The organism is Cohnella sp., from assembly GCF_041641335.1.
In the GTDB taxonomy this organism is placed as follows: domain Bacteria; phylum Bacillota; class Bacilli; order Paenibacillales; family Paenibacillaceae; genus Cohnella.
The window spans coordinates 1-16,854 of sequence record NZ_JBEPYQ010000061.1; the positions used below are offsets into that span (position 1 = coordinate 1).

Consider the following 16,854-nt stretch of genomic DNA (forward strand, 5'->3'; position numbering starts at 1 on the left):
GATAACGCGTCATTTCTACAATAAAGGAGCTTTTATGTGTTTGACTACGAAAAAGCAATCATAATATTCCTAATATAGGTAATTATGGCGAGTAATTTTTCATGTTAGGTTTGATGCATGAGTAGTGACTTTTTTGGCCTTAGCCTCTCAGCTTGGGTAGCGTGGAGGCACTTTTTTGGCCTTAGCCCCACATTCTCGGTCCCGTCTCAAAGCTCAACCTATTCGCCAGGACCGGGGGCGACAAATTTGGACCTTCACATGACAACATTGGCCGCCGCCCTCCCTCCCCTTGCGGCCAAAAGCAAAGAGGCTGTCCATAAGTGAGGGTGTACAAGATGATCGATGAAGCGAAAAGGAGCTGTCCCATAAGTCCGGCTACAAGTATTATCGAGATAGAATAGGAGTGTAGATCTCCCGAAGAGCGAAGCGCCTGCCTCATACGGTCATGAAACTACCCTGTCACGGGTTAATCGATTCCTGAGTTCATGGCGGCGCTTCGGGGTCCCCGGAAAGTAATCGGAATAAGCTGCGAAGCTTCTCGTCACTTTCTGGGGTACATTGTAGCGAAGGGAGATATATACCCCGTTCTTGTTCATCGATAATACCAATTGTTGCCCACTGACCTTTTGTGGGACTGCCCCGTACAACGCTCATCCATCGATCATCGTTCAGTACGCCTCTTTGTACTTATGGGACAGCCTCTTCTCCAAACCAGATTGCACGTCCGTTACTTATAGATCGTAAAGATCAGATCCCGATTGCCGCCGCTCTCCGTCGACCAAGTGACGCCGCCGTCCGTCGACAGCCGCTCGAACCCTCCCGCGTACGGATTGCTGTCGCTGTAGGCGAACCCGTACTTGTTGTTCGTCGAGGCGTCGTCGATCGTCTGCGGGGAACGCAGCACGATTCCGTACTTCTTCGTCGTATCCAGTCCGGTCAGCCGCGGGTAGATCGAGTACGGCGTCGCCGATCCCGGAATGTTGTAAGGATGCAGCGAAGCGCTGAACAGCTTCTGCACCGGATTGTCGCTGCCGTCCAGCAGCACGATATCGAGGTACAGATTATCCTCCGGAATTTTGTTCACATAGCTCTCGTACAGATAGAGATCCAGCTTCGGCAAGCTCGATTGCGTTATCGTAAACGTCTGCAGCCGCTGGATGCCGGCGCGAATGTCCGGATAGACGGAATAGGAAACTCCGCTGACATCCTGATCGATCACATATCCGGTGTTGCCGGAGACCTTGTAGACCTCGATCTCGTTAATCGAAGGAATGAATCTCGCTTTGTCGACGTACAGCCGGACTTTGGAGGCGCTCACGGTCGGAAAATCGAATATTCTGCGGTCGCCGATCGTGAAGCCTTTCGTCAAGTCGACGTAGCTCGATCCGTTCCAGTATTGCAGCGTATAGGTGTCGATCTGGAAGTTCTGGCTGCCATACGCGTACTCGTACACGACGACGCGGTTGACGCTTTCGGTCGTTCCTAAGTCGATCTCAATCCATTGGTTGCCCGTCGTCGCGTTCTCGGCGCTCCATCTCGTGGCCTGGCTGCCGTCCGTCACTTTGGACGCTTCGTATCCCGCTTGCGCGGACCAGGTGGACGAGGCGCTGGCTGTTTTGCCTGAGGCCAGATTAACGGCCGGAGACGGCCAAGCGCTGCTCTGCGTCGAGATACGGACGATGATCGACTCGCCCGGCTTCAACGTTTTCGCGTAGCTGCCCGAGTGCGTGCCCAGGTTCGTGCGGCTGTACAGTTCCGTCAGCGTGTACGTCGCGCTCGGGTTCAGCCCGAGATCGCCAAAGCTGACCGTGAGCGGCAGCGGATTGTTCATGTCCCAGTTGGACAGACCGACGTAGCGGTCTCCATTGTCCGCGGTCTGATAGATGACGGCCGGCGAATGCTCCAGCTTGTGGTAGAAATTCGTCATCGAGACCGGACGCGCCGCTTTCCCGGCTTTGACCAGATCGAGCAAGTCGGAGTTAAGCAGCGTCTTCATGCGATCTTCGGAAATGAACGGAACGTTATCGCCGATGAGCAGATGGCCTCCTCCCATGATGATCGCGGTCGCCAGCAGCGTGCCCTCGTTCAGCGTCATTTTGTTGAAGCCGTCGATGACGTTTTCCGGGAACAGCATGTCGGGATCGTTATAGGCGTACAACGTGCCGTTGGTCCACCAGGACGCCGCCGTGTTCAGCGCCTGACGCTCGATGCCCGGATACGACTCCAGCCCGATCGTCGTGTCTACCCCTGTTCTGCGCCCGTGGGCGTATCCGGAAGGCAGAAGCGGAGCAATCGATTCGTTGATGTAGATTTCCTGGGGCGCGGCCAGCAGCGTATCCCGCATAATCTCCATGCCGATCCGGTAAGCTTGCATGCCGTTCTTCGTCGAATCGTAGAAGCTTCCCTCATACATGCCCAGATCGATGAAATCCAGCTTGACGTAATCGAATCCCGGCTCGACGTGTTGTGTCTGCATGATCCATTCTACATAAGCCTGGCCTCCGGGATGCGTGGCGTCGACGATATACGTGTCGATGTACGACCGGATCGGATCGCCGTTGCCGTCTTTGAGCGCGATGTCGCCGAACGTGTACGACGTTCCCGGCACGGTGTCCGTCAGCTCGTCGAAAATCGCGAACGGAGCCGAATACGTACCGGCCTTCATCCCCTTGCCGTGGACGTAATCCGCGAAGTCCTCCATGTTCTCCAGAGGTGTCTTGCCCGGGACGCCCTTATAGCAGCAGTCCAAGTTCATGTAGTTGTAGCCGAGAGATTTCAGATGGTCGTAGAAATAATCCGTGAGCGGCAGCATCGCGTCCGCCGTGCCGTACGTGTAATAGGCATACCACGTGTTGAAGCCGATCGGGACATCGTCGTTCCACTCCAGCTTCGGCTCTCCGACCGCGTACGCCTCTCCGAACGTCTCCAGACCGTCGCGATAATCGGAGAAATAACCGAGGAAAAACTTGTCGCTCGACACCGACGTTCCGCTCATTTTCCCGCCGGCGTTGTAGATCGAGAATCCGGTGAGCGGCCCGTTGGCCGAGCTGGCCTGAGCGAGATGCTGCATGCTCTTCCACTTCTGGGTCGTAGCCGCCCCGGCGACAACGCCCTTCTTGCTCGCATCGTCGAACATGGCTGCCACCCAGTAGCTTCTGCCGCTAAAAGGCGACCACGACTCGGGCTGCCCGTAAGGCCTGTCGTCCCCGTTCTGGCTATAGCCGAAATCGTGGACGGGAGCGACGCCGAAATCATAATTGTTCGTATACGGCGTCGTATAGATGCGTTTGTCCGTGCCGGGGCCGATGTCCAGATGGTTCGCCGCGATCGGCTCCAGGAAGTCGATCGTAAGCGGCGACGCGCTGCTGACCGTCATGTCCGCGATGACGTAAGACCGATCCTCATACATGGCGATTCGCAGCGTTAGGGTCGGACCGGAAGCGAGCGCGTTCGTAATCGTCAGCAATTGCCCGTTCGAGCCGTAACCGTCCGTTCCGATCGACGCCCAGCTTGCCGTGCGAACGGCCGAGTCGGTCGACTTGTACCGCGTCGCGCTGCCGTGAAGCGCATAATCGGAATAGAAATCCTGAATCAGAGTCGTGGCGCCCGCCGCGAACGTCCCCTTGCCCGTCGACAAATCGTAAGTGACGGTAATGTCGCCGTTGGAAGCGGTTACAACATTGCCGATCTGCGAGACCGACACCGCGGCCGCGAATGCCGGGCGCACTCCCGAAGGCAGCAGCGCCGTCAGCATCAGCGAGAAGAGCATTAAAGCTTTAATGCCCCATTTTCTCATTAAAAATCCCTCCCGTAGGGTGATGATGAACAGGATTTTCCCGCTCTCGCCACCCATTTTACGACAGGGAATTATTCTTAAAAATCCAATATTTTGTGCAAATGATGTCCGCTTTTTTGCTGCCGTTCGCCCTGGACGGCTCGTCAGCCTTTTACCGCTCCGGCGGCGATGCCTTTCACGATGAACCGCTGCATGAACAGGAAGAACACGATGATCGGAATCAGCCCCATGACTGCATAAGCGAAGGCCAGGTTCAGATCGCTGCTGTACTGTCCGAAGAAGAAGTATTGCTGCAGAGGAATCGTTCGGTACGCCTTCTCTTGCAAGTACAGAAGCGGCAGCAGGAAGTCGTTCCATATATACAGCGCGTTCAGCACGAGCACCGTCGCCGTTACCGGCTTAAGCAAAGGCATGATGATCCGGATGAAAATGCCGGGCGTGGAGCAGCCATCGATCCGTGCCGCCTCCTCGATCTCCCGCGAGACGCCGCGGACGAAGCCGGTGAAAAACAGCACGCCCGACTGCACGCCGAAGCCGCCGTAGATGACCACGATGCCCCAGTAGTTGTTCAGCAGGTCGAACGTCTTGCCGAGTTGGTACAGAGGCAGCATCGTCACCTGGAACGGGACCATCATGCCCGACAGGAAGAGCATGAAGAAGAAGGTGTATATCGGCTTGTTGCCCCTTGCGATCGCATAGCCGCTCAGAGCGGACACGACGAGAATAATCGACACCGAAAGGCTGGTCACGATGACGCTGTTCAGGAACGCGGTCGGATAATCCGACGTCTCCCAGGCGTGCGAGAAGTTGGACAGATTCAGGCTCGGGGGCAGCGCGTAAAACGAATCGAACGTCTGCTTGGCCGTCTTTAACGCCATTAACAAAGCTACATACAGCGGAAACAGGAACACGACGGCGGCGACCGATACGACGGCCAGCACAAGAGCGCGCGTGATTTTCATTACACCTCCACCTCCCGCTTCCTGAAGATCGACACTTGCACGACGGTCACGACGACGAGAATGACGAAGAAGATCATCGACAGCGCCATTCCGTAACCGGCTTTAAACGAAGAGAACGCGTTCTTGTAGATGAACGTCGAGATGACCTCGGTCGCAAAGCCCGGTCCCCCGTTCGTCGTCACGTACACCAGATCGAACACCTTGAGCGAGCCCGTCAGCACGAGCAGCATGTTGATCGTCACCGACGGTCCGAGCAGAGGCAGCGTCACGCTGCGGAAGACGCGAAAAGGTCCGGCTCCGTCGATGCGCGCGCTCTCCGTCAGTTCGACCGGAATGTTCTGCAAGCCGGCAATATAGATGATCATGGGCGTGCCGACACCCTGCCAGACCGCGATGATAATCAGGCCGATCAACGCCTGGTCGGGATTGCCGAGCGGGCTGGTCACGTCGAGTCCGAAGGAAGAGAGCAGCTTGGGGAAGCCCTGGCTGTAATTGTAGCTCCAGATAAAACCCGCGAGCACGACCGAGATGACGCCGGGCAAGAAAAAGACGGTGCGGAACAGATTGCGCATCGGCAAGTAGCTGTCCAGCAGGAGCGCCAATAAAATGGCGACGACATTGACGAGAATCGTAAGAATAATCGCGTATTTGAACGTATTTCCAAGAACCGTCCACAGGTCGGCGTCTTGGAAAGCATTTACGTAATTGTCCAAGCCGATATAAGTCAGCTTACGGGATACGCCGTCCCAGTTCGTGAACGAATAGCGCACACCCGCGACGAATGGCGCGATGACGGCGAATGCGAACAGCAGCACGCCCGGAACCAGGAACAGGATGTACCACATCTCGCGCCGGATCGTTCGTCCTAAGTTTTTCATCGGTTCCTCTCCCCTCTCCGGCAGGAAGAGGCCATTCCCATAGGCAACACATAAGATCATCGAGGAGGGAACGGGGTATGTATCTCCTTCCGCTACTTATACGATCATGAAATCGGAATGGTAAACCTGTAACAGGGTAATTTCATGACCGTATGAGGCAGGCGCATCGCTCTACAGAAGATACATACCCCTATTCTATTTCGATGATCCGGTCGCCTGATATATGGGACGGCCCCTTCGCGTCTTCAAGCCTCGAATTACTTGTGGTTTTTGGCTACCCAATCGTCGAGATCCTTGATGATGTCTTCCGGCGTCGCCTTGTTGAAGAATACTTTCTGCACATACTGGGTGAACTGCGTGTTCCAATCGATCGTCGTCGTGATGAACACTTGCGAGTTGTACAGATGGCCGTTATCGAAATACGGTTGAAGCTCCGTGACCGCCGGAGCGATGTCCGCCGACGCGCCTTTGACGTAGCTCAGCGTGTTTGTGTTCTCGACCCATGCGTCTCCGCCGGCCTTGCTCGCCATGAAGGCAAGGAACTTGAACGCCGCTTCCTTGTTCTCGGAATTGCTGTTGACCGCCAGCGAAGCGTCCGGGTTGAACTCCAGCTTGTTCAGGCTCGGATCGTTGCTGAACGGATACGGGAAGTAACCCATGCCCGACTCGTACAGCTCCGGGTTTTTCTTCCGGATGTCGCCGAGCGGCCATGTCCCCATGTACATCATCGCCGCTTCCTCGCGGGCGAACAGGTCGACCGCTCCGTTGTAATCGACGCCGAGCTGGTCTTTGTTGCCGAACTTGAACAGGTCGAGCGCGTGCGAGATCACCGTGTGGGCCGCAGGGTTGTCCGCGAACTTCGCCTGACCGGTCTCCAGTTTGTCGAAGAAGTCCGTCTGCCCGTCGATCAGCACCGTGTTGCTCGGGAAGTCGCGGCTCAGCCACATGCCGAGCGTCCAGCCGTCCTTCCAGCCGAGCGCGAACGGCGTCTTGCCCGCTTCCTTGATCTTCTGAGCCGACTCCATGAGCGCGTCGTACGTCGTCGGAATGTCGAGACCGAGATCGGCGAAAATCTTCTTGTTGTAGAAAACGGCGATCGGTCCGGCGTTCAGCGGCATAATGTAGTTTCTGCCGTCGGTCGCCTGCTCCGCGAGCACGCCCGGATCGAAGTTCTTCATGAACTCCAGGTCCGTCAGATCCTCCAGATAGCCGCCGTCGTGATACAGCTTCGTCGTGCTGCCTGCGTTAAGCGTGAACACGTCGACGATGTCGCCGCTGGCCAGCTTCGTCTTCAGCAGCGTGCCGTAGTCGTCGTACTTGACCGGCTGCACGTCGACGGTAATGTTCGGGTTCTCCGCTTCGAATTGTTCGATGATTTTGGCGATGCCGTCGGTCACGTCGCTCTTGAAGTGCATGAAAGAGAGGGTGACCGGTTCCGACGGTTCCGCAGCCGGTGCGCTTGCCGACTCGGTCGCCGAACTGTTCGAGCCGGAAGCCGGCGGAGTCTGGGAGGCGGAGCCGCCGTCGTTCCCGCCGCCGCACGCGGACAGCAGGGCCGTCATCAGAGCGAAGCTTAGTCCGAAGCTCAGCTTCTTGTTCATATCGATTTCCCCTTTGCCTGAATATGCCGGATCGAGCGTCCTCGTCCTGATGCTCATATTACCGATCGCCCGAGGCCGCAGGAATAAAATAAATTGGGGAGGCGATGTTCAATTTTTTGACGTCGCGTCTTGCGGCGCTCCCCCGGAGGCCCCCGATTCCCGGTATTCCGAAGGCGTCTGCCCCGTAAACTTCTTGAACACCTGGCTGAAATACCTCTGATTCTCGTAGCCAACCAGCTCCGAGATGTCGTTGATCTTGCGCTCCGATCCGCACAGCAGCTCGCACGCCTTCTCCATCCGCTTGCGCGTCACGTATTCGATGAAGTTCTCGCCCGTCGCCGCCTTGAACTGCCTGCTTAAGTAGCTCGGGTCCAGATGATACCGGGTCGCGATATCGATCAGGCCGATGTCCTCGAAATAGTGCTCGTCCAGGTAGGCCGCGATGTCGCGCATCGGATGATCGGCGGAGAGCGCCGCCTTGGCGCGAATATGCGTCTCGACGGCCGCCGACAGCTGCGCGACGTAGTCGAGCAGCGCGCTCAGGCTCGTCACGCTGTCGATGCCGCGCGGATCGGACAGCAGCGGCCGGTCGGGCGCGATCGACGGCCACTCGCTTCCGGCGGCGTCGGCCAGCTTGCGCAGCTCCTTCTGCGCCCCGCCGATCGTCAGCGTCCGCGCGGCTTCGGCCTTGCGAGCGAACTCGTCCAGCAGCCGTCGGGCGGCGGGAGCTTGGCCAGCAGCGATCGCCTGCTGCAGCAGCTTGGCGTCGAAGCCTCCGAGCACTTCGGCGGAAGCGGAACCCGAGGCCGAGACGGTGTCGGAGTCAGGCGCACCTTCCGGCCCTTGCGAAGTTTGAACGGCGAACTCCGTTCCTTGCAGCGTATGGCGGCCCAGCAGGCTGCACGCTTCCTCGAATGCCTCCGGGAGCTGATCGAGCCGTTCGCGCGGCGCGCTTAATCCGACGATGGCTTGAAGCTCCAGCATGCGGCATACCGCTTCGTGGAACGGCAGCAGCAGCCGGCGGACCGCGTCGCCGCCCGCTTCCGGTTCAGGCAGCAGCAGGCAGAGCCGCGTCCTGTCGTCCGATTTGTAGACGTACAGCGAAGCGTCCCGCGTCACCTCGTCCATCATATTTTCCACGCTGTACATAAGCAGGTCGGCATTGCCGTGGAACTTCGTCTCCGCCAGCTCGCGGAACCGGCGCAGCAGGCAGACGGCGAGCCGGTAACGCCCGATCGGAGGATCGGCGAGCAGCTCCGCCGAGCGGGCGACGATATCGGCCGCGTTCGCGATGCGCCGTCCCGTCACGTTCTGCAGGAACGTCTCCATCCGCACCCTGTGCATCTCATTGGTGAGCTGCTGCCGCTGCTCGAAGCTCAGATGGCTGCGGCTCGCCTCCATCGCCTTGACCATCGCGCCCTTCAGATCCGCGAGCGATACCGGCTTGAGCACGTATTCACACGCCTGGTACGCGACGGCCGCCTTCATGTACTCGAACTGCGAGTGGCCGCTGATGACGATCACCTTAATGTGGTTGTATCGGTAATACAGCTGCTCGAGAAATTCCCGGCCGTTCATGACCGGCATGTTCATGTCCGTCACGATGATGTGCGGCTTGCGGATCGGAATGAGCGCCAGCGCTTCCGCCCCGTTGCGGGCTTCCGCGACGACTTCGACGTCGAGCCCAAGCTCGTCGATCATTTTGCTGACGGACTTGCGTCCCCAAGGCTCGTCGTCGACGACCATAACGTTAAGCATGCGACTCTCCCCGCTTTCTGTATGGAATCCGGATGCGGATTTCCGTGCCTTCGCCCGGCTTGCTGTCGACGGTCAGCCCGTACGGGTCGCCGTAGGCGAGACGAATGCGCTCATGCACGTTTTTCAGTCCGATCGATACCCCTGCGAACACTTCCATCGACTTCGCTTCCAAGCCGCCGCGCAGGGCGGCCAGCTTCTCCGGGGGGATACCCGGCCCGTTGTCGCGCACCGACAGCACGATCTCCCCGTTCATGGCTTCCGCCCGCACGCGAATGAGCAGCTGGCGGTCGTCCGGTCCGCGCAGGGCGTGGACGGCGGCATTCTCGATGATCGGCTGCATAACGAAGCGGATGATCGGCGCGTCCATCAGATTCTGCGGCACGTCGAACTCGATCTGCAGCGAATCCTCGAACCGGAACTGCTGAATGTACACATAATTGCCGACATGCGCCAGCTCCTGTCCGAGCGTCGATTCCGTATTGCCCTCGTAGAAGCTGTAGCGGAACAGCTCTCCGAGGGACCTGCACATCTCGGGAATGTCGTAGTCGCCGATCAGCACCGCCTTGCCGCCGATCGTCTGCAGCGTATTGTACAAGAAATGCGGATTGATCTGCATCTGCAGCGCAAGCAGCTGCGCTTCCTTGTTCCTTAGCTGCATCTGATAGCCCTGCTCGATCAGTTCGCGAATCTTCTCCGTCATGAAGTTGAAATTGCGCGTCAGCTCGGAAATATCGTCGCGGTAGCGGTTTGGCTGGTTTAGGGCGACATGGAAGTCCCCGTGGCGAACTCTCTTGATCGCTTGACCGAGCTGTTTGATCGGACGCGTAATGTACTGCTGCGCGAGCAGCGACAGGAGCGAAATGCAGAACATGGCGAAGACGAAAGCGCCGATGGTGATCAGCAGCGTATTGTCGCGGTGCCGCGCCAGCTCTTCGTTCGGATAGACGATCGTCAGCGTCAGGTTGCCGTTGTCCAGATAGGAAGTGCCTACGAGCAGATCGCTGCGCTGCACGAACTGGATGAGCTTCGGCTTGTTATTCAGCTGCGCGTCGGGAACGGGGAACGTCGGAACGAGGTCGGCGTAGCTGTCGTTCGTATGGTAGAACGTCTCGCCGCGCGAATTGCGGAGCACGACGACATTCGGTGCCTGGTTGTTCGCTTCGATCACTTTGGCCAGTTCCTTCTTCTGGATGTAGAACACGAGCGAGCCGACCTTGCTGCGGTAGAACGGATCGTAGATCGTAATGGAGAACACGAAGAAATCCTGATTCAGCACCGCGTCGGTATACGTGAAGGAGAGCGACTGCTGGAACGGCAAATCGAGCATGTCCCCGTAATGGGGAATGCTCTCGTCGAACGGGATCGAGTCATAGCTGGCCGCTCGCGACCAGTAATCCCGAAGCCGGTTATCCTTGCCGAAAATCATAATCTTGATGACGGCGTCCCTGTTTTTGTTGGAGACGAGCGTATAGTAGTTTTTCAGCGAATCCGTCACGGCGAAATAATCTTCGTCGTTCGCGGTGCGGCCGTGCTCCATCAGGTTCATGACCCGCGCGAACCCGTACACCTGGAGCGCGGACGACGACAAGTCGCGGAAGTACTGGTTCAGATACCCGGCCACGTACTGGACGTTCTGGTTCGTGCTTCGGTACATCGTCCGCTCTAGCGACTTCGTGCTCGATTCGTAGAATAGATAGGACAGCACGAGCATCGGGATCAAGGAGATCAGCATGCTGCTCCATACGATCTTCGTCCGGATGCTTCGGTTAATGAACAGCCATTTGATCATCTTCATCGCCGCGGTCCCTTCTCAGCGAACGGAGATTTCCAGATGCCAGCGGTATTGTCCGCGGGGAGCGACGACCGCCGTGCGCCGTTCGTTCATCGCGTAGGCGAGATCGTCCATCGCTCCGGTCGCGGGCTCTATCGCCACATGGTAGTGTCCGTCGTAGCCGCCGTAGTTCGCCCAGACGGCCAAGTACGGCACGCGGTCGACAGGGAAGCGGAACGTGACGGCTTCGCCTGAAGCCGGGTCGAGCAGCTCTGCCCAGCCTTCGGTCAGCTTGTCCGCAAAATAGTATTTTTCCGCATAGCGGCCGGCATTCGGTTCGACCCTGCTCAGATCGATCGGGCCGTCCCGTTCTCCCTCCGGCGCGTCAGAAGAAGCATCCGGTTCCGCGATTGGCCACGCACGCCGCGCGCCGAAGCCGCCCAGCCGTTCCCCGGCCGAATACGTCATCTCGATCGTCTCTAACCCGCTAGGCACGCGCAGCACCATGCCCTCCTCGACTTTCAGCAGCGGATGCGCCGCCCACAGGAACGAGAACGGAGAATCTGACAGATTCGTCACCGTATAGTCGATACGCAGCGTGTCATCCTTCGCGAACGAGACGCTCTTGTCCAGCGCATAGGGAAAACGTCGCCCCTCCACGCTGCACTTGAGCGATTCGTCTCCCATCTGCTCCGCCCGCCAGGGCAGCGACCATACTTCCCCGTGATCCGGCACCTCGAGCCCCTGCCACGGCACGTCCGGATACACGCAGGCATTGATGCCGGGGAACATCTCGTCCCAGCCCGATCCGTCGCCTTCTCCGAACGGCGAGCCGTACCCGCGGTTGCCAAGCGGTTTGCCGCTGCTCCACAGCCATTCCCGGCCGGTCGCCTTGTTCGTCAGAGAGACGATTTTGGACCCGAGAGCGGGAACAATCGTGACGGCCAATGCGGACGTTTCGCTCGTCCATGCTTCCCAGCCTTCCCTGCCGGTCTTCGTCCAGCTGTACATGCCGCTCCTCCTCTTTCTCTCGTTGACGATACGCCAAAAAGATTGATATTGAATTATAGCGCCTTGACTTGCCGCACACAATCCATTTTTTTGGCGGGCTGATGTTCGTTTTCTTGACTCACCTTGCCTGGTTGCTGCTGCTGCAACGTCAGAAAGCCGACGTGAACACCGGAATCCAGAGCGGCGAATCCAAATTCGTCAAGTAAGAGAGCCCTCCGATTCCGAGACTTCCAGCTTCGCCAGAGGCTCCTTGGCCGGCCCTTCGATCACTTCTCCCGTATACGAAAATCTGGACCCGTGGCATGGGCAATCCCAGGTGAGATCCCCGTCGTTCCAGTTCGTCTCGCAGCCCATATGCGTGCAGGTCGTATCCACGACATGCAGCTCCCCCTTCGGATCGCGATAAGCGCCCGCCCGCTTGCCGTTGACGCGCACGGTTGCGCCTTCGCCCGGAATGAGGCTGCCCGGCATGCGGTACACGATATCGGTTTTACCGGCGATCAGTTGCTTGGCCACGTCCAGATTGTCCGTAACGAAGCTCTTGATGTCCGGGTCCGCATGCAGACGGGACGGATCAAACAGCTCCCGGTACCGGTCTTCATTGCCGAGCGCGAGATTGGCGAGCAGACGGGCGGCGGCAGTGCCGGTCGTCATCCCCCACTTCCGATATCCCGTCGCGATGAAGATGCGGTCCGATCCGGAAGTGATCTTCCCGATATAGGGCATCTTGTCCAGCGTGACGAGATCCTGGGCCGACCAGCGGTAGGCGATCTCCTTCACGCGGTACAGCGAATCGGCGAACGCCTTCAGCTCATCGTAATGACGAATCGTGCAAGAGCTTTGCCCGGCTTTGTGGCCTTCGCCGCCGATCAGCACGAGCGGCTGGCCTTCGTCGCTCGCGATCCGGATCGAGCGTTTCGGGTCGTCCGCGTTCAAGTACATGCCGCCGTCATAGCGCTCTTCGATTTTGACTCCCAGCACGTAGGAGCGCTCCGCGTGCATGCGGGCGAAATAAAATCCTTTCCAATCGGGAAACGGGAAGTGCGAGGCGCAGATGACGTGTTCGCAGCGAATGCGGACTCCCGCTTCCGTGATCACGACCGGGGAATCTCCGTCCTCCGCCTTTGTCGCCGTCGTCTGCTCGTAGATTCGAGCGCCCGCTTCCTTCGCCTTTTTTATTAATGCCATTAAATAAGAGAGCGGATGGAATCTTGCCTGCTCCGGCATCAATAAGGCCGCCCGGATCTCGAGAGGCAGCGCGATGCGATCCGTCAGCTCTCCGGGAATGCCCAGCTTCTCGTAGGCGCGCAGCTCGTTCTCCAAATTTTCGACCCTCAGATCGGAGTCCGTGTAGATATAGGCGCCTTCGTTCGCCAAGTCGCAGTCGATGCCCTCCCGCGCGATCGTATCCCGCATGAAATTCATCGCGTCGAGATTGGCCTCGTAATATAGCCGCGCCTTGTCCTCGCCGAAATGGCTGATCAACTCATCGTAGATCAAGTCGTGCTGGGCGGTCATTTTCGCCGTCGTATGCCCGGTCGTCCCGTTCAGAATGCGGCCTGCTTCGAGCAGAACGGTCTTCTTACCCGCCCGGGACAGCAAATAGGCGGCCGTAATTCCTGTAATTCCGGCGCCGACGATGACGACATCGGCCTCCGTATCGTTCTTTAACGGCGGAAATTCAGGCAGGCGGACGGACGACGTCCAGTACGATTGCGGAAATTGGGGAAGCTGGTTCATCGATTGCGCTCCTTTGCTGATCCGAGTAAATTCCGAACAAATGCAGGAATCTCTGGATTAGCTTCTCGCAAAAGGCAGCCACCAATTCCATTTTCCGAAACATTTCATCAACGCCGGCACGAGCACCATCCGCACGATCGTCGCGTCCAGGAACAACGCCGCCGCAATGCCGATTCCAAGCTGCTTCACACCCGATACGCCAGCCAGCGCGAACGGAGCCGTCACCGCGATCATGATCGCCGCCGCAGACGTAATGATTTTGCCCGACGAGGCCATACCTTCCCGGATCGCAAGCTCGTTGTCCCGCGTCTCCCCGTAGCTCTCGTAAATTCTGGACAACAGGAAAATGCCGTAATCCATGCTGATCCCGAACGTCAGACCGAAAATAAACACCGGAATCATAATCGCGATTTCCGTCGCTTCCAGGCCGAAGCGGCCCTCCTGGAACAGCCACGTCAGCAAGCCGAAGGACGCGGCTATCGAAGCCAGGTTCATCGCGATCGCCTTTACGGGAATAATCACGGAGCGGAATGCGGCTGCCAGCACGAGCAGATTGGATACGACGACGAACAGCAGCACGTGCTTCATTCGGCCGAACACCTCGTCGCGGACCTCTTGATGGTATTTCGGCTCGCCGCCGATCTGCACTTCCAGGCCGGCATACTGGCGTTCCCGCTCGCTCACCCAGTCTATCGCCTCTCTCGACGACTCCTCGCCTCTGAGCCAGACCGAAATCCAGCGATGCCCCTTTTCTCCCGCCAAGCTTTCCACGGTTTCCGCCCGCAAGACGCTGGGGTCCTGCAGCAGATCCAGACGGAGGCTTTCGGCCGCCTGCCGGCTTCCGGGCGCTTCCATCACGGCGATCCACACCCGAGACGTCGACGGAGGTTGAAAATGAAGCGCGACCGACTCGGCGGCCGCCCGCGATTCCTGGTTCGGGGGCAGCGACTGCGGACCGGGCACGCCAACCTCCAGCCCGCGGATCGGCGCCATGCAGACGAGCAGAACGCCAGCCGCCAGAGCAGCCGAAGCTACCGGTCGCCTCAGTACCGTATCGGCGAACGCTCGCCAAGGCTTGCCGGCACGCTCTGCCCTTGGGCCTGGGGCAAGACGGCCGCGAAGCGCGTACAGCAGCGCCGGAACGAAGGAGAGGTTGATCAGCATCGATACCGCGAGGACGACGAGAGTCGCCAGTGTGACCGTGTTGAAAATGGGCATGCGGATGTACAGAGTGCCGATCAGAGCAAGCGCGACGCACGCGGCGGACACGGACACCGCTCTTCCGGAGGTAGTCATCGTTATTCGAAGCGCCTCGTCCGCGCCCCGGCTTCGACGCTCTTCGCGGAATCGGCCGACCATCAGCAGCGCGAAATCGATGCATACGGCCATCCCGACCATCGGCACCACGTTGTATACGAATACGGATAAGCTGACGCCTCCGTATGTGCCGATCAAATAGAGGGCGCCCATGGAGAGAATGACGGTCATGCCTCCCGCGGCGATCGGGATGACGGCGGGCAGCAGACCTCCCAAGGCAACGGCGAGCAGCGCGAACGCGACCGGCAATCCGATCGTTTCCGCCGCTTGCAGATCCGCTCGGCTTAAGCGGTTGACGTCCTGCTGCACGACGGGCTTGCCCGTCAGCGACGCCTGGATTCCGCCGCCGTCCTCGATCGCGCCGCGTATGCGTTCCAGCGCAAGACGCTTGTCGTCCTGCGAGCCGGGAAGAACGGCAAGCGCCGCATAGGCGTATTCTCCGTGCAGCATATCCGGCCTTACGAGCGGAGATGCCGCGACGGCCGTTCCGCCGATTCGGCTTAGTCGGTTCATCGCGTCCGAGATATACTGCCGGAAGCTTGACGCCGGCAAGCCGTCCGGATTATGGAACAGCACGAGCACCGGTTCTTCCGGCATCCTCAGTTCCTTGGCCAGCAGCTCCCGAACCTCGGCATACTGCCCGTTCGTCTCCACGCCGTGATCGCCGAGCGCGCCGGGCAATCGGACGGCCAGCGGTGCGAAGCATGCGGTCAAAGCGAACCAGAAGCCGATCATTCCGAAGCGGCGGCGGATCGCCAGATTCGTGAACCGGCGCGGCGTCATCTGCCGAACACGAGCACAGCGTTGTGGCCGCCGAACGCGAACGTATTGGACATCGCGGCGGCCAGGCGCCTCGGTCTGGCCGCATTGGGCGTATAGTCCAGATCCAGCTCCCCTTCCGGCTCCCGGTAGTTGACGGTCGGAGGAACGATCCCGTCCCTTAGCGCCAGAACGGACAAAATCGCCTCTACCGCGCCTGAAGCTCCGAGCAGATGTCCGGTCATCGACTTGGTCGAGCTGACAGAGACGTCGTAGGCCCGGGAGCCGAACGCCGCCTTGATCGCGCGCGTCTCCGCCGCATCATTCAGCGGCGTGCTTGTCCCATGGGCGTTAATGTAGCCGATGCTGCCGCACGACAGCCCCGCATCCTCCAGCGCGAGGCCGATCGTCCTGGCCCAGTCGCTCCCGTCCGCGCGCGGCGCCGCGATGTGATGGCCTTCGCCTCCGGAGCCGTATCCGAGCAGCTCGGCGTAGATGCGCGCCCTGCGCGCCTTCGCGTGCTCCCATGCCTCCAACACGAGCATGCCAGCCCCTTCGCCCATGACGAATCCGTCGCGTTTCTTGTCGAACGGTCGGCTTCCTTGCGCAGGATCGGTTTGCGTAGACAGCGCGCGCATCGCCGCGAACGAAGCGAGCCCGATCCGGCAGACGGGAGCTTCCGCGCCTCCGGCAATCATGGCGTCGGCTTCTCCTCGGCGGATCGCCCGGAACGCCTCGCCGATCGACTGCGAGCCCGAAGCGCAGGCGGTCGCCGTGCACGCCGTAATCCCCCTCGCTCCGAATCGGATCGCCACCCGGCTGGCCGCCATATTGGGCAGGAACATCGGAAGCGCGAACGGGGATACGCGATCGTACCCGTGGCGCAGCGCATCCGCCATTCCCGCTTCGAACGTTATAATTCCGCCGACTCCGCTGCCCACCCAGACGCCCGTGCGCAGCGGGTCCGAGTTATCTCCCACCGTCAGCCCGCTGTCCCGCATCGCTTCGTCCGCCGCGGCGATCGCCAGCTGCGCGAAGCGGTCCGACCTTCTCGCCTCCTTGGCCTCCATCGTCCTCAGAGGATCGAACTCGCTTGCGACGGCGGCCAGCTTCACCGGCAACCCGTCCGTCCGCTCGTCGTTCAGCCGCCGAATGCCCGCTACGCCGTTCGCCGCGTTGCGCCAAGTTTCCGCTGCGTCGTTCCCGATCGGGGTGACGCAGCCTATTCCCGTAATCGCGACCCGCCTGTTCATCCGCCATT

General features: G+C 59.4%; 10 protein-coding genes. All 10 read right to left on the bottom strand.

Features of this window, described 5'->3' with window-relative positions; genetic code table 11:
- Positions 1 to 727 precede the first annotated feature (727 nt).
- Positions 728 to 3,796: a discoidin domain-containing protein gene (locus tag ACESLM_RS19155; RefSeq protein WP_372633161.1), complete on the bottom strand. Its 3,069-nt coding sequence runs from the start codon at positions 3,794 to 3,796 to the stop codon at positions 728 to 730.
- Positions 3,797 to 3,939: 143 nt separating this feature from the next.
- Positions 3,940 to 4,758 (bottom strand): carbohydrate ABC transporter permease, encoded by an 819-nt coding sequence (locus tag ACESLM_RS19160; RefSeq protein ID WP_372633162.1) that lies wholly within the window; start codon positions 4,756 to 4,758, stop codon positions 3,940 to 3,942.
- Positions 4,758 to 5,636, bottom strand: a complete 879-nt coding sequence (locus ACESLM_RS19165; protein ID WP_372633163.1) for a carbohydrate ABC transporter permease — start codon at positions 5,634 to 5,636, stop codon at positions 4,758 to 4,760. Before ACESLM_RS19165 ends, ACESLM_RS19160 begins: the two co-directional genes overlap by 1 nt.
- A 257-nt stretch (positions 5,637 to 5,893) precedes the next feature.
- Positions 5,894 to 7,237, bottom strand: a complete 1,344-nt coding sequence (locus tag ACESLM_RS19170; protein WP_372633164.1) for an ABC transporter substrate-binding protein — start codon at positions 7,235 to 7,237, stop codon at positions 5,894 to 5,896.
- 108 nt (positions 7,238 to 7,345) lie between these two features.
- Entirely contained in the window at positions 7,346 to 8,995 is a 1,650-nt protein-coding gene (locus ACESLM_RS19175) for a response regulator (protein WP_372633165.1), read from the bottom strand.
- On the bottom strand, positions 8,988 to 10,790 hold the full coding sequence (locus tag ACESLM_RS19180; RefSeq protein WP_372633166.1) for a sensor histidine kinase: 1,803 nt from the start codon (positions 10,788 to 10,790) through the stop codon (positions 8,988 to 8,990). Before ACESLM_RS19180 ends, ACESLM_RS19175 begins: the two co-directional genes overlap by 8 nt.
- A 15-nt stretch (positions 10,791 to 10,805) precedes the next feature.
- Positions 10,806 to 11,777, bottom strand: a complete 972-nt coding sequence (locus ACESLM_RS19185; RefSeq protein ID WP_372633167.1) for an aldose epimerase family protein — start codon at positions 11,775 to 11,777, stop codon at positions 10,806 to 10,808.
- 198 nt (positions 11,778 to 11,975) lie between these two features.
- Positions 11,976 to 13,517, bottom strand: a complete 1,542-nt coding sequence (locus ACESLM_RS19190; RefSeq protein WP_372633168.1) for an FAD-dependent oxidoreductase — start codon at positions 13,515 to 13,517, stop codon at positions 11,976 to 11,978.
- A gap of 57 nt (positions 13,518 to 13,574) precedes the next feature.
- Complete coding sequence (locus ACESLM_RS19195; protein WP_372633169.1) at positions 13,575 to 15,617, bottom strand: MMPL family transporter; 2,043 nt, start codon at positions 15,615 to 15,617, stop codon at positions 13,575 to 13,577.
- Positions 15,614 to 16,846: a beta-ketoacyl-ACP synthase II gene (gene fabF, locus ACESLM_RS19200; protein WP_372633170.1), complete on the bottom strand. Its 1,233-nt coding sequence runs from the start codon at positions 16,844 to 16,846 to the stop codon at positions 15,614 to 15,616. The genes ACESLM_RS19195 and fabF overlap by 4 nt, the downstream gene beginning before the upstream one ends.
- Between the last annotated feature and the right edge of the window lie 8 nt (positions 16,847 to 16,854).

What these genes read in the sequence shown, in the direction of transcription:
- ACESLM_RS19165 (WP_372633163.1), bottom strand. Translation starts at nt 5,636, where the DNA reads ATGAAAAACTTAGGACGAACGATCCGGCGCGAGATGTGGTACATCCTG.
- ACESLM_RS19190 (WP_372633168.1), bottom strand. Translation starts at nt 13,517, where the DNA reads ATGAACCAGCTTCCCCAATTTCCGCAATCGTACTGGACGTCGTCCGTC.
- ACESLM_RS19185 (WP_372633167.1), bottom strand. Translation starts at nt 11,777, where the DNA reads ATGTACAGCTGGACGAAGACCGGCAGGGAAGGCTGGGAAGCATGGACG.
- ACESLM_RS19160 (WP_372633162.1), bottom strand. Translation starts at nt 4,758, where the DNA reads ATGAAAATCACGCGCGCTCTTGTGCTGGCCGTCGTATCGGTCGCCGCC.
- ACESLM_RS19170 (WP_372633164.1), bottom strand. Translation starts at nt 7,237, where the DNA reads ATGAACAAGAAGCTGAGCTTCGGACTAAGCTTCGCTCTGATGACGGCC.
- ACESLM_RS19155 (WP_372633161.1), bottom strand. Translation starts at nt 3,796, where the DNA reads ATGAGAAAATGGGGCATTAAAGCTTTAATGCTCTTCTCGCTGATGCTG.
- ACESLM_RS19180 (WP_372633166.1), bottom strand. Translation starts at nt 10,790, where the DNA reads ATGAAGATGATCAAATGGCTGTTCATTAACCGAAGCATCCGGACGAAG.
- fabF (WP_372633170.1), bottom strand. Translation starts at nt 16,846, where the DNA reads ATGAACAGGCGGGTCGCGATTACGGGAATAGGCTGCGTCACCCCGATC.
- ACESLM_RS19175 (WP_372633165.1), bottom strand. Translation starts at nt 8,995, where the DNA reads ATGCTTAACGTTATGGTCGTCGACGACGAGCCTTGGGGACGCAAGTCC.
- ACESLM_RS19195 (WP_372633169.1), bottom strand. Translation starts at nt 15,617, where the DNA reads ATGACGCCGCGCCGGTTCACGAATCTGGCGATCCGCCGCCGCTTCGGA.